Annotated in this window: 17 protein-coding genes; 8 read left to right on the top strand and 9 right to left on the bottom strand. The window is 71.6% G+C overall.

Annotation, left to right across the window (positions count from 1 at the left end):
* Nucleotides 1-142: 142 nt before the first annotated feature.
* On the bottom strand, nucleotides 143-508 hold the full coding sequence (locus tag Acy02nite_RS10710) for a DUF3499 domain-containing protein (RefSeq protein WP_203739795.1): 366 nt from the start codon (nucleotides 506-508) through the stop codon (nucleotides 143-145).
* 187 nt (nucleotides 509-695) lie between these two features.
* On the opposite strand from Acy02nite_RS10710, the gene Acy02nite_RS10705 reads away from it, so the two are divergent.
* Complete coding sequence (locus Acy02nite_RS10705) at nucleotides 696-1,172, top strand: metallopeptidase family protein (protein ID WP_425548121.1); 477 nt, start codon at nucleotides 696-698, stop codon at nucleotides 1,170-1,172.
* Between the two features lie 332 nt (nucleotides 1,173-1,504).
* On the opposite strand, the gene Acy02nite_RS10700 is transcribed toward Acy02nite_RS10705, so the two are convergent.
* The 3 genes from Acy02nite_RS10700 to Acy02nite_RS10690 form a co-directional block, all read right to left on the bottom strand.
* Nucleotides 1,505-1,762, bottom strand: a complete 258-nt coding sequence (locus tag Acy02nite_RS10700; protein WP_014688021.1) for a WhiB family transcriptional regulator — start codon at nucleotides 1,760-1,762, stop codon at nucleotides 1,505-1,507.
* A gap of 884 nt (nucleotides 1,763-2,646) precedes the next feature.
* Nucleotides 2,647-5,145 carry a bifunctional FO biosynthesis protein CofGH gene (locus tag Acy02nite_RS10695; RefSeq protein WP_203739794.1) on the bottom strand — a complete coding sequence of 833 codons (2,499 nt, stop codon included), beginning with the start codon at nucleotides 5,143-5,145 and terminating at the stop codon, nucleotides 2,647-2,649.
* 99 nt (nucleotides 5,146-5,244) lie between these two features.
* Entirely contained in the window at nucleotides 5,245-6,342 is a 1,098-nt protein-coding gene (locus tag Acy02nite_RS10690) for a hypothetical protein (protein ID WP_203739793.1), read from the bottom strand.
* A gap of 93 nt (nucleotides 6,343-6,435) precedes the next feature.
* Between Acy02nite_RS10690 and cofD the strand changes: the two genes are divergently transcribed.
* The 4 genes from cofD to Acy02nite_RS10670 all read left to right on the top strand — a co-directional run bounded on the left by cofD (nucleotide 6,436) and on the right by Acy02nite_RS10670 (nucleotide 9,705).
* Nucleotides 6,436-7,386: a 2-phospho-L-lactate transferase gene (gene cofD / locus Acy02nite_RS10685; RefSeq protein WP_203739792.1), complete on the top strand. Its 951-nt coding sequence runs from the start codon at nucleotides 6,436-6,438 to the stop codon at nucleotides 7,384-7,386.
* The gene (locus Acy02nite_RS10680) at nucleotides 7,383-8,414 is read left to right on the top strand and encodes a coenzyme F420-0:L-glutamate ligase (RefSeq protein ID WP_203739791.1); all 1,032 of its coding nucleotides are present in this window, start codon (nucleotides 7,383-7,385) and stop codon (nucleotides 8,412-8,414) included. The genes cofD and Acy02nite_RS10680 overlap by 4 nt, the downstream gene beginning before the upstream one ends.
* A complete protein-coding gene (locus Acy02nite_RS10675; RefSeq protein WP_203739790.1) occupies nucleotides 8,411-8,965 on the top strand; it encodes an NUDIX hydrolase in 555 nt (184 codons plus the stop codon). Before Acy02nite_RS10680 ends, Acy02nite_RS10675 begins: the two co-directional genes overlap by 4 nt.
* 98 nt (nucleotides 8,966-9,063) lie before the next feature.
* Complete coding sequence (locus tag Acy02nite_RS10670) at nucleotides 9,064-9,705, top strand: DUF4232 domain-containing protein (protein ID WP_203739789.1); 642 nt, start codon at nucleotides 9,064-9,066, stop codon at nucleotides 9,703-9,705.
* Between the two features lie 36 nt (nucleotides 9,706-9,741).
* On the opposite strand, the gene Acy02nite_RS10665 is transcribed toward Acy02nite_RS10670, so the two are convergent.
* Together Acy02nite_RS10665 and Acy02nite_RS10660 are read right to left on the bottom strand one after the other, a co-directional pair.
* Entirely contained in the window at nucleotides 9,742-10,860 is a 1,119-nt protein-coding gene (locus tag Acy02nite_RS10665) for a mannose-1-phosphate guanylyltransferase (protein ID WP_203739788.1), read from the bottom strand.
* Nucleotides 10,861-10,881: 21 nt separating this feature from the next.
* Nucleotides 10,882-12,027: a glycosyltransferase family 4 protein gene (locus Acy02nite_RS10660; protein ID WP_203739787.1), complete on the bottom strand. Its 1,146-nt coding sequence runs from the start codon at nucleotides 12,025-12,027 to the stop codon at nucleotides 10,882-10,884.
* Nucleotides 12,028-12,230: 203 nt separating this feature from the next.
* On the opposite strand from Acy02nite_RS10660, the gene Acy02nite_RS10655 reads away from it, so the two are divergent.
* Nucleotides 12,231-12,968 (top strand): TIGR03089 family protein, encoded by a 738-nt coding sequence (locus tag Acy02nite_RS10655; RefSeq protein WP_203739786.1) that lies wholly within the window; start codon nucleotides 12,231-12,233, stop codon nucleotides 12,966-12,968.
* Here Acy02nite_RS10655 and Acy02nite_RS10650 read toward each other — a convergent pair.
* The gene (locus Acy02nite_RS10650) at nucleotides 12,946-14,892 is read right to left on the bottom strand and encodes an acetoacetate--CoA ligase (RefSeq protein ID WP_203739785.1); all 1,947 of its coding nucleotides are present in this window, start codon (nucleotides 14,890-14,892) and stop codon (nucleotides 12,946-12,948) included. The genes Acy02nite_RS10655 and Acy02nite_RS10650 overlap by 23 nt on opposite strands.
* A gap of 16 nt (nucleotides 14,893-14,908) precedes the next feature.
* Nucleotides 14,909-15,412: an acyl-CoA thioesterase gene (locus Acy02nite_RS10645; protein ID WP_203739784.1), complete on the bottom strand. Its 504-nt coding sequence runs from the start codon at nucleotides 15,410-15,412 to the stop codon at nucleotides 14,909-14,911.
* A 126-nt stretch (nucleotides 15,413-15,538) separates the two neighbouring features.
* Here Acy02nite_RS10645 and Acy02nite_RS10640 point away from each other — a divergent pair, with 126 nt between their 5' ends.
* On the top strand, nucleotides 15,539-16,687 hold the full coding sequence (locus Acy02nite_RS10640) for a hypothetical protein (RefSeq protein ID WP_203739783.1): 1,149 nt from the start codon (nucleotides 15,539-15,541) through the stop codon (nucleotides 16,685-16,687).
* Nucleotide 16,688: 1 nt separating this feature from the next.
* Here Acy02nite_RS10640 and Acy02nite_RS10635 read toward each other — a convergent pair whose 3' ends face one another.
* Nucleotides 16,689-18,179, bottom strand: a complete 1,491-nt coding sequence (locus tag Acy02nite_RS10635) for an aminotransferase-like domain-containing protein (protein WP_203739782.1) — start codon at nucleotides 18,177-18,179, stop codon at nucleotides 16,689-16,691.
* 64 nt (nucleotides 18,180-18,243) lie between these two features.
* On the opposite strand from Acy02nite_RS10635, the gene Acy02nite_RS10630 reads away from it, so the two are divergent.
* Nucleotides 18,244-19,398 carry a trans-sulfuration enzyme family protein gene (locus tag Acy02nite_RS10630; RefSeq protein ID WP_203739781.1) on the top strand — a complete coding sequence of 385 codons (1,155 nt, stop codon included), beginning with the start codon at nucleotides 18,244-18,246 and terminating at the stop codon, nucleotides 19,396-19,398.
* The last annotated feature ends 147 nt before the right edge of the window (nucleotides 19,399-19,545 follow it).

Here is a 19,545-nt window from a genome sequence, read left to right as displayed (position 1 = left end):
TGAGGCACACTCGGGGCGCCGGCCGTGTCGTTCCGGCGAACGCTGCCCGCGTCGCTTGGGCAGGCGCTGCCCGCGTCATTCGGGCGGGCGCGTTTGCCGCGTCGTTCCGGCGGGCGTCTTGCCGCGTCGTTCCGGCGGGTCGCTAGTGAGAGGGCGGGATGACGCGCAGGTGGCCGCGGCGGCCGGTCTGGTGGCCGGGCTGCTGGTCCTGGGTGTCCGGGCGCTGGGGCGGCGCCGGACGGGCCGCCTCACGGACGGCCTCGGCCAGGGCGACCAGGTCGTCGGTGGTGGGGGGCGGCGGCGCGAAGTCGCCGTCGTGGCGGACCAGCTCCCAGCCTCGGGGGGCGGTGAGGCTGCGGGCGTGCGGCTCGCAGAGGTCGTACGTATGGGGTTCGGCGAACGCCGCGAGCGGACCGACGACAGCGGTCGAATCGCTGTAGACGTAGGTCAGGGTGGCGACCGCCTGTCGGGGACAGCCGTTCCGGGAGCAGCGCCGTGGTGACCTCACGGCGGCACGTTATCTCTCCGCCGGGCCTTCTGGGGAGCGTTACCCCGCGACACGCCGACCCGTGATGCATCACGATTCGGCCATGGTGCCCCGACACGCCGTCTCGATGGGACGAATTAACGCCCGGGACACACGGTGAGGAACGGGCTGACCACGGATGTCGCCCGGGTGGGGATACGCTCACGAGGTGACCACCAGCCCCGAACGCCGTCGCACCGATCCCAAGGCGGCGCGCACCTCCGGCCCGGGTCATCCGGCGCGGCGCGATCGGCACGGCCGTGGCCTGCGGGGCCGCCTGGTGCCGGCGACCGTGCCCCTGGCCCGCACCAAGGCGGAGATCTTCGACGACCTGGTGCTGGACACCGTCGAGAGCTTGGAACGCCGCTATGCGAAGGAGCTCGCGGGCGTCGAGTTCGCGGTCGAGGACGTGCCGCCCGAGCTCAACGTCTACGACTCGGACGTGCTCGAGGACGGCGAGGTGCCCCTGGCCCGGCTGCTGCCCGGCCGCCCGGGGCGACACGAGCTGCCGCCACGGATCGTGCTGTACCGGCGCCCGCTGGAGTTCCGGGCGATGGACCGGGAGGACCTCGCCGACCTCGTCCACGACGTGATCATCGAGCAGGTTGCCAACCTGCTCGGCGTCGACCCGGACGAGCTGGCCTGACGCCTCCGGCACGGTCGGCCGTGCCCCGTGTTCGCCCGGCGGCCGGTTCGGCGGCTGCCGACAATCCGCTCCGGGCCGCTCCCGGTCTGCGGTTCCCTCCGGTGAAAGCCGGGCCGGCCCTGCGGTGCAACGGTTCTTGCGGCCGACGCGTTCCGCCTCAGCACGGTCACTGCTGTGGTACGGCCGCGCGATCCTTGCCGCGGCACGGCCGCGCGATCACCTGCTGTGGTACGGCCGCGCGATCACCTGCTGTGGTACGGCCGCAGCCCACGTGCTGCCGCACCCGTCCGGACTGCCGTGCCCCCTCGCGCGAACTGCCGGACCTGCCGCGATCAGGCGACGCGGCGCTTCAACTTGCGACGTTCACGTTCGGACAGTCCACCCCAGATCCCGAAACGCTCGTCATGACCGAGTGCATACTCCAGACATTCGGCCTTGACCTCACAGCGGCCGCAGATGCGCTTGGCCTCGCGCGTCGATCCGCCCTTCTCCGGGAAGAAGGCCTCCGGATCGGTCTGTGAACACAGCGCCCGCTCCTGCCACTCGGGCGCGTCCCCGAGCAGGTCTACCCCTTCAACCTGCGCTTCCATCGGCGTGCCTCCAAATTTCTGCGCCGGCAGCGATGCCGGCACTGACCCCCCACGCACGCGGCGTGTTTCTGTGGGTTCGACGCAAAAGTCGCACATCGTCCCCACAACCCCACCAAAATTACACGCGTGTAAGACGTGCGTCGTCAAGCCGAACCTGATAAATGGGCCCGTTTCCCCTCGGCGCCACGGCGCGTCGAGGTCCCGTTCCTGCCCTATCTCCCGGAGCCACCGGGAGGTAACGCGAGCGTCTACCTACGCGTCCAATTTAACCCGTTTTGTTACCTGACCAGAAGGGGGGTCATGCGACCGCGTCCCCACCACCACCGATTCCCGTCCCGAACAGGTCGGACGCTTGTCCCGCAGGGCTCCTTCTACTCACCGGTAACGCGGTCGCGGAGGGTCCGCGCGCCACCCGGGACAGTCCGCCCGCGACCGGCGTGATGAGACGGTCCAAACGGTCCCGGACGGTCCGGTCGGGGCGCCGAATCCCCACCTGTCCCGAAATCGAAACCTTCAACTTCCGTGTCAATCCCCACCCGCCCGGCACGGCCCTGTCGCTCTGTCGGCTGGCGGTGAGGGGTGCTTCAGCGCCACGAAGGACACCGGAGAACCAGCCGGGAGCGCGACAGCAGCGGGAGCAACACCACCCAGCTCGGACAAGCCGAGCCGGGCAGCAGCGATCGCCACGCGGCGGCTGAACATGCCGCACAGGCGCGCGGACCCGGCTGAACACGCCGCACGGGCGCGCGGTCCCGGCTCAACATCGCGCACAGGCGTGCGGTCTCAGCTGAACACCGCGCGCGGGCGTGCGGTCCCGGCTGGGCTCCAGGGGTCTTTGAGCCCTCGGAAAGACCCCTGGGAGCCAGCCCCGGGACGGTGACGGGTCAGCGGCGGCCGTAGACCGTCGTCCGCTCGACAGCGGGCCGGCCCGCGGCTGCCGCCAATTCTTTGAGCTCGACGACGGTCCGCGCCGAGCCGTGCTCCGAGCCGGCCATCCGGGAGATCGTCTCCTCCATCAGCGTCCCGCCCAGGTCGTTGCAGCCGCCGTTGAGCATCACCCGGGTGCCCTCGTCGCCCAGCTTCACCCAGGAGCACTGGATGTTGTCGATGCGCCCGTGCAGCAAGATCCTCGCCATCGCGTGGACGACCCGGTTCTCCCGCCAGGTCGGGCCGGGCCGGGCGATCCCGGCCAGGTAGATCGGGGCGTTCGTGTGGATGAACGGCAACGCCACGAACTCGGTGAAGCCGCCGGTCACGTCCTGGATCCCGGCGAGCACCCGGAAGTGGCCGAGCCACTGCCGCGGGTGGTCGACGTGCCCATACATCATCGTGGAGCTGGACCGGATGCCGACCTGGTGGGCCGTGGTGACCACGTCGATCCAGGTGGCGGCGGGCAGCTTGCCCTTGGTCAGCACCCAGCGCACGTCGTCGTCGAGGATCTCGGCCGCGGTGCCCGGAATGGTGCCGAGCCCGGCGTCGCGCAGCTCGGTGAGCCACTCCTTGAGCGACACCCCGGCCTTGGACGCGGCGGTGACGATCTCCATCGGCGAGTACGCGTGGACGTGCATCCCCGGGACGCGCTTCTTCACGGCACGGACCAGGTCCGCATACGCCGTGACGGGCATCTTCGGATCGATGCCGCCCTGCATGCACACCTCGGACGCACCGTCCCGCCACGCCTCCTCGGCCCGGTCGGCGACCTGCTCGACGGAGAGCCGGTACGCGTCGGCGTCCTTCTCCCGCTGGGCGAACGCGCAGAACCGGCAACCCACGTAGCAGACGTTCGAAAAGTTGATGTTGCGGTTCACGACGTACGTGATGTCGTCGCCGTTGACCTCTTTCCGCAGGTCATCAGCGATGCGGGCGAGCTCGTCGAGCGCGCCCGCGTCCGCACCGAACAGCGCCATCGCCTTGTCCTCGTGCTCCGGCAGCAGCAGCGCCGCGGGATCGGTCGAGGCGAGTTTCAACCCGGCCAGCACGTCCGTCGGCACGGTCTGCGGGGCGCTCTTGACGTGCGCGGCGACCTCGTCCCAGTCCCCGTAGACGAAGTCGAAGTCGGAGCGCCGGTCCCCCGTGCGGCCCTCGGTGTCGACGGCCGTGTGCAGGTCGGTGCGGCCGGTGCCGAACGTCTCCTCCGGCTCCTGCCAGGGGCGGCCGACCGGGATCGCCTCCTCCCGGGCCAGGCCGTCAGGACCGGCGAGGGCTGCCACGTGAGCAGCGAGGCGCGGGTCGAGCCAGCCCTCGTCGCTGCGCCGCACATACTCCGGGTAGATCGTGAGGCGCTCGCGCAGGGTGAAGCCGCTCTCGGCCGACCTGGCGGCGAGCACCTCGATCTGCGGCCACGGGCGCTCCGGGTTGACGTGGTCGGGCGTCACCGGCGAGACCCCGCCCCAGTCGTCGATGCCGGCCCGCAAGAGCAGGGAGAACTCGGCGTCGATCAGATTCGGCGGGGCCTGGATGCGGGCCCGGGGGCCCATGATGACCCGGCCGACGGCGACCGTGGCGGCCAGCTCTCGCAGCTCCGCGTCGGGCATCCCGCGCATCGCCGTGTCCGGCTTGGCGCGGAAGTTCTGGATGATGATCTCCTGGATGTGGCCGAACTCGCGGGCCACCCGGCGCATCGCGAACAGCGCGTCGACCCGCTCGGCCGGGGTCTCGCCGATGCCGATCAGGATGCCGGTGGTGAACGGCACGCCGACCCGGCCGGAGTCCTCGAGGACCCGGAGGCGGACGGCGGGCTCCTTGTCGGGTGAGCCGTAGTGCGGGCCGCCGGGCTCGGACCAGAGCCGGGTGGCGGTGGTCTCCAGCATCATGCCCATGCTCGGCGCGACCGGCTTGAGCCGCTGCAGCTCGGCCCAGCTCATCACGCCCGGGTTGAGGTGCGGCAGCAGGCCGGTCTCCTCCAGCACCGCGATGGCGCAGGCCCGCACGTAGTCGAGGGTGGAGTCGTAACCCCGCTCGTCCAGCCACTGGCGGGCGGCCGGCCAGCGCTCCTCGGGACGGTCGCCGAGCGTGAACAGGGCCTCCTTGCAGCCCCGCGCGGCACCCTGCCGGGCGATCTCCAGCACCTCGTCGCGCTCCAGGAACGCGGCGGGCAGGCGATGCGGCACGGTGGCGAACGTGCAGTAGTGACATCGGTCCTGGCAGAGGCGGGTGAGCGGGATGAAGACCTTCTTCGAGAAGGTCACCACGCCCGGCCGCCCGGCCTCGCGCAGCCCGGCGTCGCGGATGCCGCCGGCGATCGCCAGCAACTCGTCGAACTGGTCGCCGGTCGCCGCGAGCAGCGCGGTCGCCTCGTCGACGTCGATCGCTTTACCGTCGGCGGCGCGGCGCAACGCGCGCCGGATGCTCGCCTCGGTCGGTGCCTGGTTGACCTCTACCACGGAAACAACCTAGACCGGAATCGTCTCGACTGCCGCCGCCGTCCACAGGCCCGCCGAGTGTCGTGAAACACCACACCGAGCCTGTGGACAACGGGAATATCAGTGGCGGGGCGGATCCGAGTCGGCGGGACCGAAGCCGGGACGATCATCCGGCAGCTTGGCGGTCCGGTCGATGGGGGCCGGTTCGTCCCGCGGCACGACCTGGGTGGGCTCGGCGAACGGCGCTGGCTGTGCCGGGAACGCGGCCGGCGCGGGCGGCGCCGAAGCGGGCGGCGCCGAGGCCGGCGGCGCGGAGGCCGGCGGCGCGGAGGCCGGCGGCGCGGAGGCCGGCGGCGCGGAGGCGGGCGGCGCGGAGGCGGGCGGCGCGGAGGCGGGCGGCGCGGAGGCGGGCGGCGCGGAGAACGGCGGAGCGGACGCGGGCGGGGCGGACGACGGCGGCGTGGTCAGCGGCGGCGTCGGGACCAGCGGCTGGTTCCAGGCCGGCTGCGCGGGCGTCTGGACGGGCGGCTGAACCGGCGGGACGGGCTGCACCGGCGGCTGGCCGTAGGTGCCCGGCGGGTAGGACGGCGCGGGCGCGGCGGCCGGCTGCCCGTACGTCCCCGGCTGCGGCTGCCCCGGGAACGGCGGCTGACCCGGGAACGGCGGCTGACCATACGGCTGTCCGTAGGGCTGCTGGCCGAACGGCGGCTGCGGCTGCCCGTAAACCCCGGGCGGCGCCTTCGGCTTCGGCACCATGTAGATGCCGCGCCAGATCTGGAACAGCGCGTACGCCGCCAGCCCGTACACCGCCAGCCACGCGACCCGCACGAGCAGCGCCTCGAACGCCTCACCGGCGTCGTACGAGGCAATCTTGATCACACCGAAGAGCAGGCCGAAGATGACGGCGAAGAAGCCCATCACCGCATACTCGATCAGCGCGGCCAGCGTGATCAGCCGGGCCCGCGGGTGCGTCGGCTTCAGACCGTGTGCCAGCAGCACCGCGGCCAGCGGCATGAGAATCGTCTCCAGGCCGATGAAGTTGCCGAAGCTGGCCGTGGCACGGTTGCCGAAGTTGTCGCCGAACAGGTTGATCACGGCGACGAACACGAACACGGCCGGCGCGCCGACCAGAACGTACGCGGCGAGGTCGCGCAGCGGCGCCAGGTACTGACTGATCGGCTTGTTCCCGGCCGGCGTGGGCGGCGGTGGACTGGTCACGATTACTCCCGGTCGTGCGGTGATCGAGGTCCGCCCAGAGTAAACCGCCACCCGGCAACCGGCCCGGCGACGCGGGTGGGAGAGGATGGGCTGATGCGGATCGTGGTCCTCACCGGGGGTATCGGCGGCGCCCGGTTCCTCGTCGGCGTGCGCGCGCACGCCCGTGCCATCGGCGCCGAGGTCACAGCGGTGGTGAACGTCGGCGACGACGTACGGATGCACGGGTTGCAGATCTGCCCGGATCTGGACAGCGTGATGTACACGCTGGGCGGGGCGGCCGACCCGGGGCGTGGCTGGGGGCGGGTCGGCGAGAGCTGGGTCGTCAAGGAGGAGCTGGCGAAGTACGGTGTCGAGCCGTCCTGGTTCGGCCTCGGCGACAAGGACACCGCCACCCACCTGGTGCGCACCACCATGCTCAACGCGGGCTACCCGCTGTCGCAGGTCACCGCCGCGCTGTGCGAGCGCTGGCAGCCCGGCGTCACGATGCTCCCGGCCACCGACGACCGGCTGGAGACGCACGTCGTGGTCGACGTCGACGGCGAGCGCAAGGCGATCCACTTCCAGGAGTGGTGGGTGCGCTACCGCGGTGACGTGCCGACGCACCGGTTCGTCTTCCGCGGCGCGGAGAACGCCAAGCCGGCCGCCGGGGTGCTCGACGCGCTCGGGCAGGCCGACGTGGTCCTGATCGCCCCGAGCAACCCGGTCGTCAGCATCGCGCCGATCCTGGCGGTGCCGGAGATTCGGGACGCGGTCGCCAACGGCAGGGCCCCGGTGGTCGGGGTCTCCCCGATCATCGGAGGTTCACCCGTGCGGGGCATGGCCGACAAGTGCCTGGCCACGCTCGAGGTGGAGGTCAGCGCGGCCGGCGTCGGCCGGATGTACGGGCCGCGCGCCGAGGGCGGCCTGCTCGACGGCTGGCTGGTCGACACGTCCGACGCCGGCGTCGAGATCCCCGGGGTGACCACCCGCGCGGTGCCGCTCTGGATGAAGGACGAGACGCTGACCACCAGGATGGTCGCCGACGCGCTGGAGCTGGCCCGATGAGGCTGGAGATTCTGCCGGTCGAGGGCATCGGGGACGTCACCCCGGGCGACGATCTAGCCGAGCTGATCACCGGCGCCGCGCCGTGGCTGCGGGACGACGACGTGCTGGTGGTGACCAGCAAGATCGTGTCGAAGGCGGAGGGTCGCCTGGTCGAGGTGCCGGCCGACGGCCCGGAACGCGACGAGGCCCGGGTGCGGGCGCTGGAGTCCGAGACCGCCCGGGTGGTGGCCCGCCGCGGCCCGACCACGATCGTGCAGACCCACCACGGGTTCGTGATGGCGGCCGCCGGGATCGACGCGTCGAACGTGGACAAGACGCACCTGGTGCTGCTGCCGGCCGATTCGGACGCGTCCGCGCGCCGGCTGCGGGCCGACCTCGCGGCGCGCGGGCTGGACGTGGCCGTGATCGTCTCCGACACGATGGGCCGGGCCTGGCGGAACGGGCTGACCGACGTGGCGCTCGGCGCGTCCGGCATCGACGCGCTTCTCGACCATCGGGGCGAGATCGATCCGTACGGCAATGAGCTGAGTTTGACCCAGATGGCCGTCGTCGACGAGCTGTCCGCGGCGGCGGAATTGGTCAAGGGCAAGTGTGACCAGGTGCCGGTCGCGGTCGTGCGCGGCTATCCGCGCCGGGTGAGTGACGCCGACGCGGGCGTGCGGGTCCTGATCCGGGACGCCGAGAGCGACATGTTCGGTCTGGGCACCGCCGAGGCCCACGCGCAGGGCCTGCGCGACGCCGCGGTCATCACGGACGCCGCGCAGGTCGGGGACTTCGCCGACCCGGAGGCCGGCATGGCCGCCGCGCAGCGGGCGCTGGAGCTGGTCGGCGACGTGGCGACGCCCGGCACCCAGATCGTGGGGAGCTTCGACCACATGCGCCTCACTCCGGGCGGGGACGAGCCGGCCGGCCTGATCCGGCTGGGCGTCATCGCGCATCGCCTTCGCGCGGCTCTCGCCGCCGAGGGCTTTGCCACGCGTCTGGAGATCGACGACCAGGGCGCGACGCTGAGATTCGGAGAAGCATGAGTTTGTACGAGGACGCCGTCCGGGTCCTGACCACCTGGAACGCCACGTCCGACGCCGCCGAGCTGAACCGCAAACGCACGCTCGGCCTGCTCGCCGACGGGCCGGACGCGATGACCCGCGCGCACCGCGCCGGTCACGTCACCGCCAGTTCGCTGATCGTCGACGACGCCGGCCGGATCCTGCTCTGCCTGCACGGGCGGCTGGGGCTGTGGATGCAGCTCGGCGGTCACTGCGAGGCGAGCGACGAGACGCTGGCCGCCGCGGCGCTGCGCGAGGCGACCGAGGAGTCGGGCATCGACGGGCTGGTCCTCGATCCGGAGCCGATCGACATCGACATCCACGAGGTGCGCTGCGGCGCGTCCGAGGGTGCTCCCGCGTCCGATTCAGTTCATTTCGACGTACGTTTCCTGCTCCGCGCCCCGGCCGGCGCCGTCGAGCAGATCAGCGAGGAGTCCTCGGAGCTGGCCTGGTTCGCCACCGACGCGCTGCCCAGCCCGCTCGCGAGCGGCGTGGTGCAGCAGATCGCCCCGGCGCACGCCCGTCTGGGCTGAATCTCCCGCCTTCGTGCCGTCGGGGTGGATCGTCCGCTCCGGCGGCCCGCCCAGCCGACATGCTCGTCCTCAGTTGATCCACGACCGGAGGACAGGAAATGCGTATCCGGACCCTGATGATCGCCGTCCCGGCTCTGCTCGTGCTCGGCGTGGCGGCCGGCTGCGACGACAGCGAAGCGCCGGCCGCAGCCCCGGCCACCACGGCTCCCGCCGATGCCGTCACCTCGGCGCCCGCGACACCGGCCAAGGCCACTGCGACGACCAAGCCCACCACGAAGTCCGGTTCCCCGAGCGTGGCCGCCTGCCGCAGCGCGGACCTGAAGACCACGGTCACCCTGCAGCCCGACGGCACCAGGACCACCCTGACGGGCCTGGTCACCTTGACCAATGGCGGCAAGAGCAGCTGCACCCTCGACGGGTGGGTGGCGATCTCGCTGGTCAACGCTGCCGACGAGGTGGTGAAGGTGCCGACGAGGAAGGTGAACGAGCCCGGTCCGGCCGAGACGTTCACCGTCAAGCCCGGCACCTCGGCCTTCGCCGGCATCAAATGGGCCACCTGCGGCAAGGCCGACGAGACCTGCGGAGTCGGAAACACCCTGCGGTACAACCTGGAGGCGTCCACCGACGGGCCGGTGGCCGTCCTGGAAGGCTTCCCTAACCCGGAACGCAGTGACATCACGATGAAGTCGCTGCAGATCGGCACACTGCAGCCGAGCAACCAGGGCGTCGTCGCCTGGTGAAAAGGGGTTCAGGGCCGCCGCGGCGGCCCTGAACCATCAGATGTAGCCGAGCTGGCCCCGCGCCTTGAGCTGGTCGACCAGGCTCTTGACCTCCTGCGCGCGCTCGCGCGGGCAGATCAGCACCGCGTCGGCGGTGTCCACGATGACCAGGTCGCGGACGCCCATCGCGGCGACCAGGCGGCCGGATCCGGGCACGACGACCAGGTTCTCCGTGTCGCGCAGCAGCACGGTGGGCCGCTCGACCCCGGTCTCGTGGCCGACGACCACGTTGCCGGCCGGGTCGGCGGTGAGGACCTCGCCGAGGGTGTGGAAGTCGCCGACGTCGTTCCAGCCGAAGTCGCCCGGCACGGTGGCGACCCGGCCGACGGCGGCCGCGCCCTCCATCACCGCGTAGTCCACCGAGATGCGGGGCAGGGTCGGCCAGACCTCGCCGAGCACCTCCTCCTGCTCGGTGGTGCCCCACGCCGAGGCGATCCGGCTGACGCCGGCGGTCAGCTGCGGCTGCTGCCGGGCCAGCTCGGCGAGGAACACGTCGACGCGCCAGACGAACATGCCCGCGTTCCACAGGTAGTTGCCGGATTTCACGTACGACTCGGCGACGTCGTACGACGGCTTCTCCTTAAACTCCTCGACCTGCAGCACCGGTCCCTCGTGCAGCTCACCGCCGCACTGCAGGTACCCGTAGCCGGTCTCGGGGCGGGTCGGCGTGATGCCGAGGGTCATCAGCAGACCCTCTTTGGCGCCGACCATGGCGCGGCGGATGACGTTCGCGAACTCGGGCTTGTCGGCGATCAGGTGGTCCGAGGCGAACGAGCCCATGATCGCTTCCGGATCACGGCGCGCGATCACCGCCGCGGCCAGCGCGATCGCCGCACAGGAGTCCCGCGGCGACGGCTCGACCAGGACGTTCTCGTCCGGCATCGAGGTGAGCTGGCGGGAGACCGCCGCGGCGTGCGCCACGCCGGTCACCACGAAGACCCGATCGGGGGTGGTAAGTGTGTCCAACCGGTCCACCGTGGCCTGCAGAAGGGAGGCTTCGGTCCCGGTCAGCGGGTGCAGGAACTTGGGATGACCGGCGCGGGACAGTGGCCACAGGCGTGTTCCGGTGCCACCTGCCAGAACCACTCCGTACAGCGCACTCTGTTCGTCGCTCATGGGCGGGAGTTTAGTAGAGGGTCAGTTGGCGACCCGATTCCACGTGGCCACATGGACTTCCGCGCTGGATGCCCAGGTGAACTCCTTCGCCCGATCGAAGCCTGCCTTTGCCAGGGTCTGCCGCCGCTGCTCGTCGTGCAGCAGGTCGGCGAGGTCCTCGGCGATCCGCTCGGGGGCCTCCGTCGTGTACGCCACCGCATCCCCGCCCACCTCGGGCAGCGAGAGCCGGGGCGTGGTGAGCACCGGGGTGCCGCACGCCATCGCCTCCAGGATCGGCAGGCCGAAGCCCTCGCCGAAGGACGGGTAGCAGGCGACGAGCGAGCCGCCGAGGAAGCCGGGCAGGTCGGCGTAGCGCAGATAGCCCGGGCGCAGCAGCCGCAGGTGCGACGGCACCTCGGAGACCGCCCGGTCGATGTCGTCGTCGTGCCCCTGCCCACCGGCGATCACCAGGGCCGGCGGGTGCGGCCAGTCGGCCACCGCGCGAGCCCAGCCGCGAATCAGGTTCGGCACGTTCTTCCGCGGCTCCTTGGCGCCGAGGAACGCCACGTAACCCGAGTCGCCGAGGCCGAGGCGGGCGCGGACGCGGGCCTTCTCCTCCTCGGTCGGCATGTGGAAGGCCGCCTGGTCGACGCCGTGGTACGCCACGTCGATCTTGGTGGGGTCGGCGTCGAGGAGGCGGATCAGCTCGTCGCGGGTGGCCTTGCTGGGCACGATCACCCGGGCCGCGCGGCGCAGTGACGTCTTGATCGCGCTGCGGAAGAACGTCCGCTTGGTGTTGTCGTAATGCTCCGGCTCGGTGAAGAACGTCGCGTCGTGCACGGTCACCGTGACCGGGACGCTCGACCGCAGCGGGCAGGTGTAGAACGGCGAGTGCAGCACCTGCGCCCCGACCTGCTGGACGAGCAGCGGCAGGCCGGTCTGCTCCCAGGCCAGCCGGGCCGGGCGGTGCGCGACAGCCGCCGGGCCGGGCAGCACCTCGGCGTCGGGAAGCATCCGGCGGTAACGCTCCGCATCCGAACGCTGGGCGACGACGGCCAGGTCCACTCGATCCGTGCCCAGCTGCCCGAGGGCGCCGAGCAATCCGTCGACATATCTGCCGACACCACCTCTGTCCGCGGGGACACTAGTGGCGTCGACCAGCACTCGCGGGGGGCGACCGGGGGTCACGAGGCATCTCCTTGGCGTCTCTGACGTACCGATGCAGCGATGGAACACGGGCGCCGTGGATACCCGGCGTCCACCCCGAGCGTACGCCCGGAACGCTTCGGGGAAGTGTCCGCGACGCCGGTGGTTGCCGCACGTTGCCGTAATCGATGCCGTTCTGACGCACCCGACCGAACACGGAGAGTAACCCCCTAGGCTGAGAGTCAATGACTATCACCATTCCGCAGGTCTTCGCGGCAGCGGTCGGACGCGACCCGGCCGCACCTCTGCTCACCTGGTATGACGACGCCACCGGCGATCGTGCCGAGCTCTCCGGCGCGACCCTTGACAACTGGGTGTCCAAGACGGCGAACCTGCTCGTCGACGGCGTCGGGCTGGGGCACGGCGACGCCGTCGCGCTGCTGCTGCCGCCGCACTGGCAGACCGCCGCGATCCTGCTCGGCGTGTCGGCCGCCGGCCTGGCCGCCGATCTGGCCGATCTGGGCGGTGACCCGCAGCCCGTCGAGGCGCTGTTCACCACCCCGGAACGGGTCGAGCGGGCGGCCACCTGGGCCACCACCGACCGGTACGCGACCGGCCTGCTCCCGCTGGCCATGCCGCTGCGCGAGGTCCCGGCGGGTTACGCAGACTTCGTGACCGAGGTGCGCAACCACGGCGACCACTTCCGGGGTCAGCCGGTCGCGCCGGCCGACCGGGCGTTCGCCGGGCCGATCGAGCTCAGCCACGCCGACGCGCTGGCCGCCGCGGAGGACCGGGCGAGCCAGCTCGGCTTCGGCGCCGGCGACCGGGTGCTGATCGACGTCACGATCCACCCGGACCCGGTGGACTGGCTGCTCGCGCCGCTGGTGGCGGGCGCTTCCGCGGTGCTCTGCGCGAACCTGGACGAGACCAAGCTGGACGCCCGGGCGAACGCCGAGAAGGTCAGTCTCGTCCTGGCCGGGTGAGCCGCGTCCTCGCCAGCTCGGCGAAGGCGTTGAGTGACTCCGGGTTCGCCAGCGCGCCCTTCGCCGCGGCGGACTCGACCGGGGTGCCGGTGAGGATCCGCTTGACCGGCACCTCGAGCTTCTTCGCCGACAGCGTGCGCGGCACCGCCCGTACCCCATGGATCGCGTCCGGGACGTGCCTCGGGGAGAGGGCGCCGCGCAGCTCCCGGGCGATCTTGGCGCGCAGCGCGTCGTCGACCTCGGCGCCCTCCGCGGGAACGACGAAGAGCAGCAGCTCGCCGTTCGGGTCGTCGGCCCGCTCCAGGTGCACCACCAGGCAGTCGGCGACCTCGGGCAGGCTCTCGACGACCGAGTAGAACTCCGACGTGCCCAGCCGCACGCCGCCCCGGTTCAGCGTGGCGTCGGAGCGACCGGTGATCACGCAGCTGCCGTCCGCGGCGATGGTGATCCAGTCGCCGTGCCGCCAGACCCCGGGGAAGACGTCGAAGTACGCCTCCCGGTAGCGCGAACCGTCGGCGTCGTTCCAGAACCCGACCGGCATGCTCGGCATCGGCGCCGTGATCACCAGCTCGCCCAGCTCCCCGACGACCGGCTTGCCCTCCGGGTCGTAGGCCTCGACGCGCGCGCCCAGACTCCGGCCGGAGATCACCCCGGCGCGGACCGGGAGCAGCGGGGAGCCACCGACGAAGCCGGTGCAGACGTCGGTGCCGCCGGAGAGCGAGAGCAGTTGCAGGTCACGGCCGACCGATTCGTACACCCAGGCGAAGCCCTCGGGAGGCAGCGGCGCGCCCGTCGAACCGAGGCCCTTGAGCCGTTTGCGCGGGGTCAGCCCGGCCTTGCGGCAGGCCATCAGGAAGGGAGCTGACGTGCCGAAGTACGTGATCCCGGCCTCGTCGACCAGATCCCAGAGCGCGCTCAGCGAGGGCCAGCCCGGGTTGCCGTCGAAGAGGACGATCGCGGAACCGACGGCCGGGCCACTGACCAGGTAGTTCCACATCATCCAACCGGTGGTGGTGAACCAGAAGAAGCGGTCGGACGGGCCCAGGTCGTGATGCAGCGCGAGGATCTTCAGATGCTCCAGCAGAATGCCGCCGTGTCCGTGAACGATCGGCTTGGGCAGGCCGGTGGTGCCGGAGCTGTAGAGCACGTAGAGCGGGTGGTCGAACGGGACCGGCTCGAAGGCGAGCTCGTCGTCGCCGGTCAACTCCGCCCAGTCGCCGCCGCCGTTGAGGTATCCGATCGTGATGACGTGGTCGAGGGACGGGAGCGCCGCGGTGATGGCCTCCACCTCGGCCCGGCGATCGACTGACTTGTCGCCATATCTGTAGCCGTCGACCGCCACCAGGACCGTCGGCTCGATCTGACTCCACCGGTCGATCACGCTGCGCGAGCCGAACTCCGGCGCACACGACGAGAAGATCGCGCCGAGGCTCGCCGTGGCCAGCATCAACACGTACGTCTCGGGGATGTTCGGCGCGTAGGCGGCGACCCTGTCCCCCTTGCCGACGCCGCGGGCCCTCAGCCCGGCACGCACCCGGCGCACCTGCTCGCGTAACTGCCGTGCGGTCCAGACGACCGGGTCGCGACTCTGCGAGTACGCCATGACGACCGGCTCGTCCGCACCGATGCCGGGCATGCGCAGCACGTTCTCGGCGTAGTTCAGCGTCGCGCCGGGGAACCACGTCGCCCCGGGCATCGCGGCGCCCGCCAGCACGGCGCTGGGCGGATCGTGGGCCACGACGTCGAAGTAGTCCCAGATCGATCCCCAGAACCCGGACAGATCGGTGACCGACCACTCCCACAGCGCCGCGTAATCCGCGAAGGCCAGCCCCCGCTCGCGCTCCAGCCAGGCCAGATAATCGCCGATCCGCGAGGTCTGCCGGACATCTGCCGGCGGCTCCCAGAGGACTGCGCCCGTCGTCATGCACCCACCTTAACGTTCACTCAGCCCGCGCCTTCTGAATGGCGGCGCGGCGAGCCAGCCGATGGTCACGGCGGATCAATGCTTCCTTGAATCGACGGTGGTCGTCTACGTCGGAAGGCACCACAGGCGGAACCGGACGGGGTGAGCCGGCCACATCGACGGCGACGAAGACCAGATACGCGGTCCCGACCCGGATGGCCGGCCCGACCGCGTCCCAGCGCTCGGCGACCAGCTTCACGCCGACCTCCATCGAGCTGGTGCCGGTCCAGTTCACCTGCGCGTACGCGTGCACGAGATCGCCCACCCGGACGGGCTCCAGGAACAGGATCTCGTCGATCGCGGCGGTGACCGCGGTGCCCCCGCTGTGCCGCGCGGCGGCGGCGCCCGCCACGTCGTCGAGGAACTTCATCAGCACGCCGCCGTGCACCGTGCCGTAGAGGTTCACGTCCACCGCGGTCATGATCTTGCTGAGCGTGACGCGGCCGTGTGCGGTGGGTCGCCCCGGGAGCTCTTCATCCATATCCGCACCTTACGGCGCGCTCGGCGGGCTCCTGGCGGGCTCCCGGGGCAGCTCTCGGCGGGCTCTCGGACAGCTCCCGGCGGGCTCTCGGGAAGCTCTTGGCGGAGCGAGGTAGCCTGCCGGATCATGCGCCACCTCCGGTCGATCCTCTACGCCCTCGTGCTCGCTCCCGCCGTCTGGGTCCTCGCCGGCGTCGGCTTCACGCACGACCTCACCAGCCGCGGGCGGGACTTCTTCACCGCCGAGTCGCTGAGCGGCCTGCTCCTGCTGATCTTCTCCGGCATCCTGTTCGCGATCATGGCGTTCTCGCCGATCTCGCCACTCGGCCCGACGCTCGCCGGGGCCACGTTCCTCGGGGTGACGTACTGGGCGTGGAGCAACCCGGAGTCGTACGCCGGAGTGTGGTCGCCCGAAGTTGTCAAGGACGGCTTCGACCTCAGCCGCCCGGGATACGGACTGGCCGCGCTGCTCGCCGTGCCCCTGCTCTGCACCGCGCTGAGCGCCCGCCGGTGGGCGCGCTACGAGCCGCCGGTGCTGCCGATCATCGGTGAGATCGGGCGGTTCCGCGGCTCGGCCAAGGTGGCCGCCGGCGCGAACGTCGCGGCCGTGGAGACGACCGTGTTCCGCACCGCGCAGCAGGCCGACAGGACCCAGGTCCTGCCTACGCCTGCGGCCGCCGCGTCCCAGGCTTCGGCCATGTCCCGTACGGCCGCGGCGGACCGGACGGTGGCCCTCGCCCCGGCGGCGGATGCCACGGTGGCCTTCCCCGCGGCGACCTCGGCGACGCCCGCGACCCCGGCGACGCCCGCGACCCCGGCCGGGCCGAAGGTCACCGCAGCCGGCGACGACACCACCACGGTCTTCGCCGTCACGAAGCCGGCCGCGGAGGCGACCCCGAAGCCGATCCCGGAGCAGGGCATCGTGAAGCCCGCCGCGCAGCCCCCCGTTACGACACCGGCCGGAGCGCAGCCTGCGGGCGCGGCGGCGGCCCGGGGCGCCGTTCCCGCGACTTCCGAAGCACCGAAAACTAATAAGTCCGGCATTATCGCTAATTCAGCTATTGCCGCCGAGGCCGGAAAAGCAGCGGCCGCGGACGACAAGACCACGGTGATCCCCGCTCAGCCGGCGGCGAAGGACAAGAACGACGAGGCAACCGCCGTCCTGTCCGCATCCGATCCGGCCACCTCGAAGAATGACCCCGCGGACAAGAAGGAAGAATCCAGCGGGCCGGAGGGCGGCGACCGCACCGAGCCGCTGAAGCTCCCCGCGTCCTGACTCAGACCGCGATCGCCGGCAGGGGCGGCAGACTTCCCGTCGCCCGGCCGGCGAATCCGTGCCACGCGCCGGCCATCGACCGCACGACAGCGCTCAGCACCTCGGGCTCCGCGACGAACGGGATGCGCAGGTGGTCGAGGCTCGCGCCGGACGGGTCGAGTGATCCCCCGGCCAGCACCGCGACCCCGTGGCGCAGCGCCGCCTGCGCATACGAGGCGGCGTCCCCGTGCGGCAGCCGAACCCACAGCGTCTGCCCGCCGTCAGCCCGCTCGAACCGCCACTCCGGCAGGTGTTCCCGCAGCTCAGCACAGAGATGATCGTGCCGGGCGGCGAGCAGCCGGGACCGTTCGCCGATCAGCTCGTCGAGGCGGTCGATCAACTCCACGGCGGCGAGCTGGTCGAGGACGCCGCTGCCCAGGTCGATCACCGCTTTGAGCCGCGCGAGCCGACTGATCAGCGCCGGTTGCGCCCGCACCCATCCGATCCGCAGGCCACCCCAGACCAGTTTGCTGAGCGAACCCACGGTGATCAGCTCGTCCGCCTCGGGTGCCAGCGCGGCCATCGGCACGGCGGCGGGCACGGCAGGCACGGCGGACGCGGCAGGCACGGCGGACATGGCAGGCGCGGCGGGCGCGGGGAAACTCAGGTCGGCCAGCACGTCGTCGACGACCAGCGGAACCTCTGCTCGCAGCGCCGCGTCGACGACCTCCTGCCGCTCGGCGGGCGGCATCGTCCGGCCGGTCGGGTTGTGGCACAGCGCGATCAGGTAGGCGAGGGCCGGGCGGCGGGCGAGGCCATCGCCGTACGCGCGGGTCCCGATTCTGATCGGCAGCAGAGCCGCAGCCGATTCGCGGAAGATCTCCAGCGCCCCGGGGTAGGTCGGCGCCTGCACGAGCACCTCGGCGCCGGGCGCGATCAACGCCCGCGCCAGCAGGGCGAGTCCCTGCTGCCCGCCCGTGGTGACCAGGATCTGCGACGCCGTCGTGGGCACACCCAGCGCGGAGTAGCGGGCTGCCAGCGCGGCCCGCAGCAGCGGATGCCCGGCCGGGTGATATCCCAGGTCGGGCCCGCCCAGCGAACCCAGCGCCGTCCGGTAGGCCGCGATCACCGCGGGCGGCGCCCCGGTCGGCCCCGCGCAGGCGAACTGCGCCACATGGTCCGGCGGGTCGAGCAGGTTCAGGAAGACCGGGTTGACCGTCGGCTCGGCGGTGCTCACCGAGGGCGGCCCGGCCGGCGCGCCCGCCACCCACGTCCCGCTCCCCTGCCGCCGGACCAGCCGCCCTTCCTGGCGCAGCAGGTCGTAGGCGGCGACCACGGTCGTCCGCCCCGCGGCCAGCCCGGCGGCGAGCGCACGGTCTGTCGGCAGCGCGGTGCCGGGTGGCAGCTCACCGTCGTCGATCAGGGCCCGGAGGCGACCGGCGAGCAGCAGGTAGAGCGGCCCGCGACCGGCTGACCAGCGACCGAGCCGGGCGGCGAGCTCGATTGGACTCATCAACGAACCAATATAGCGGCATTGGCTCTGTACCCGTCCGGTCACGCCCGGCGAGCATCGAAGCATGCATCCCGACACCCGCATGGTCCACATCGAGGCGCCGGCGCCGGCCACGAGCAGCCCGCTGGCGGTGCCGATCTACCAGACGTCGTCGTTCGCGTTCGACGACCCGGAGCTGATCGCCGACGGGTTGAACGGCCCGGACGGCGGTTACACCTACTCCCGCTTCAGCAACCCGACCGTCCGCGCGCTGGAGAACGCCGTCGCAGACCTGGAGGGCGGGGCCGCCGCGATCGCCACGTCCTCCGGCATGGGCGCGATCAGCCTGCTCCTGCACAGCCTGCTCAGCACCGGCGACCACGTGATCGCCCAGCGCGACGTCTACGGCGGCACCCACGCGCAACTGCGCGACCTGGAGAACCGGTTCGGCATCGAGGTCACGCGGATCGACGGCCTGGACCCCGCCGAGCTGCGCGCCGCCGTGACCCCGCGCACGAAGGTCCTCTACCTGGAGACCGTCGCGAACCCGACCGGCCACATCAGCGACCTGCCCGCGCTCGCCCCGGTCGCCCGGGAGGCCGGGGTGCTGACCGTCGTCGACAACACGTTCGCGACGCCGATCTTCTGCCGCCCGATCGAGCACGGCGCCGACATCGTGGTGCACTCGGCGACGAAGTTCCTGGGCGGCCACTCGGACGTCACCGGCGGGCTCGCGGTCTTCGCCGACCGGGCTCACTACGAGCAGGTCTGGGAGCACGCGGTCGAGTTCGGGACGACCGCCGACCCGTTCGCCGCGTGGCTGATCATTCGCGGTCTCCACACCCTGGGGTTGCGGATGGAGCGGCACGCCGCGAACGTCACCCGGGTCGCCGGCCGGCTCGCCACGCACCCGGCCGTGGACCGGGTGACCTGCCCGCAGCCGGGCGCTGCCGCGCACATCACCGGCTTTCCCGGCGCGTTCTGCTTCGATCTGGCCGGCGGGCACGACGCGGGCGTACGGCTGATGAGCCGGCTCCGGGTGATCCGGGCGGCCGCGTCGCTGGGCAGCACCCAGTCGCTGATCCTGCATCCGGCGAGCACCACACATCGGCAATTGACCACGGAACAACTGACAGAATCGCATTTGTCGCCCGGAACCATCCGAATCGCCGTGGGAATCGAGCACCCGGACGACCTGCTGGCGGACCTGGAGCAGGCGCTCGACTTCGTCACTCGTTAATACGCGCGACGTTTTGAAAATAGGTGGTAACCAATAGGGCCTTTCGCGATCGATCCACGATGGATACTGTGATCATCGCTTTTGGACTACGGGGGGTAACCACAAAGCGACCTTACGGAGGCCCCCTGCCCCTCCTTGGAAGGACCA

It is taken from the genome of Actinoplanes cyaneus, assembly GCF_016862095.1.
In the GTDB taxonomy this organism is placed as follows: domain Bacteria; phylum Actinomycetota; class Actinomycetes; order Mycobacteriales; family Micromonosporaceae; genus Actinoplanes; species Actinoplanes cyaneus.
Note: the sequence above shows the minus strand (reverse complement) of the source record. Positions and strands in the feature narration are given on the sequence as shown.

What these genes read in the sequence shown, in the direction of transcription:
- Acy02nite_RS10700 (WP_014688021.1), bottom strand. Translation starts at nt 1,762, where the DNA reads ATGGAAGCGCAGGTTGAAGGGGTAGACCTGCTCGGGGACGCGCCCGAG.
- cofD (WP_203739792.1), top strand. Translation starts at nt 6,436, where the DNA reads ATGCGGATCGTGGTCCTCACCGGGGGTATCGGCGGCGCCCGGTTCCTC.
- Acy02nite_RS10680 (WP_203739791.1), top strand. Translation starts at nt 7,383, where the DNA reads ATGAGGCTGGAGATTCTGCCGGTCGAGGGCATCGGGGACGTCACCCCG.
- Acy02nite_RS10675 (WP_203739790.1), top strand. Translation starts at nt 8,411, where the DNA reads ATGAGTTTGTACGAGGACGCCGTCCGGGTCCTGACCACCTGGAACGCC.
- Acy02nite_RS10670 (WP_203739789.1), top strand. Translation starts at nt 9,064, where the DNA reads ATGCGTATCCGGACCCTGATGATCGCCGTCCCGGCTCTGCTCGTGCTC.
- Acy02nite_RS10665 (WP_203739788.1), bottom strand. Translation starts at nt 10,860, where the DNA reads ATGAGCGACGAACAGAGTGCGCTGTACGGAGTGGTTCTGGCAGGTGGC.
- Acy02nite_RS10655 (WP_203739786.1), top strand. Translation starts at nt 12,231, where the DNA reads ATGACTATCACCATTCCGCAGGTCTTCGCGGCAGCGGTCGGACGCGAC.
- Acy02nite_RS10650 (WP_203739785.1), bottom strand. Translation starts at nt 14,892, where the DNA reads ATGACGACGGGCGCAGTCCTCTGGGAGCCGCCGGCAGATGTCCGGCAG.
- Acy02nite_RS10645 (WP_203739784.1), bottom strand. Translation starts at nt 15,412, where the DNA reads ATGGATGAAGAGCTCCCGGGGCGACCCACCGCACACGGCCGCGTCACG.
- Acy02nite_RS10640 (WP_203739783.1), top strand. Translation starts at nt 15,539, where the DNA reads ATGCGCCACCTCCGGTCGATCCTCTACGCCCTCGTGCTCGCTCCCGCC.
- Acy02nite_RS10635 (WP_203739782.1), bottom strand. Translation starts at nt 18,179, where the DNA reads ATGAGTCCAATCGAGCTCGCCGCCCGGCTCGGTCGCTGGTCAGCCGGT.
- Acy02nite_RS10630 (WP_203739781.1), top strand. Translation starts at nt 18,244, where the DNA reads ATGCATCCCGACACCCGCATGGTCCACATCGAGGCGCCGGCGCCGGCC.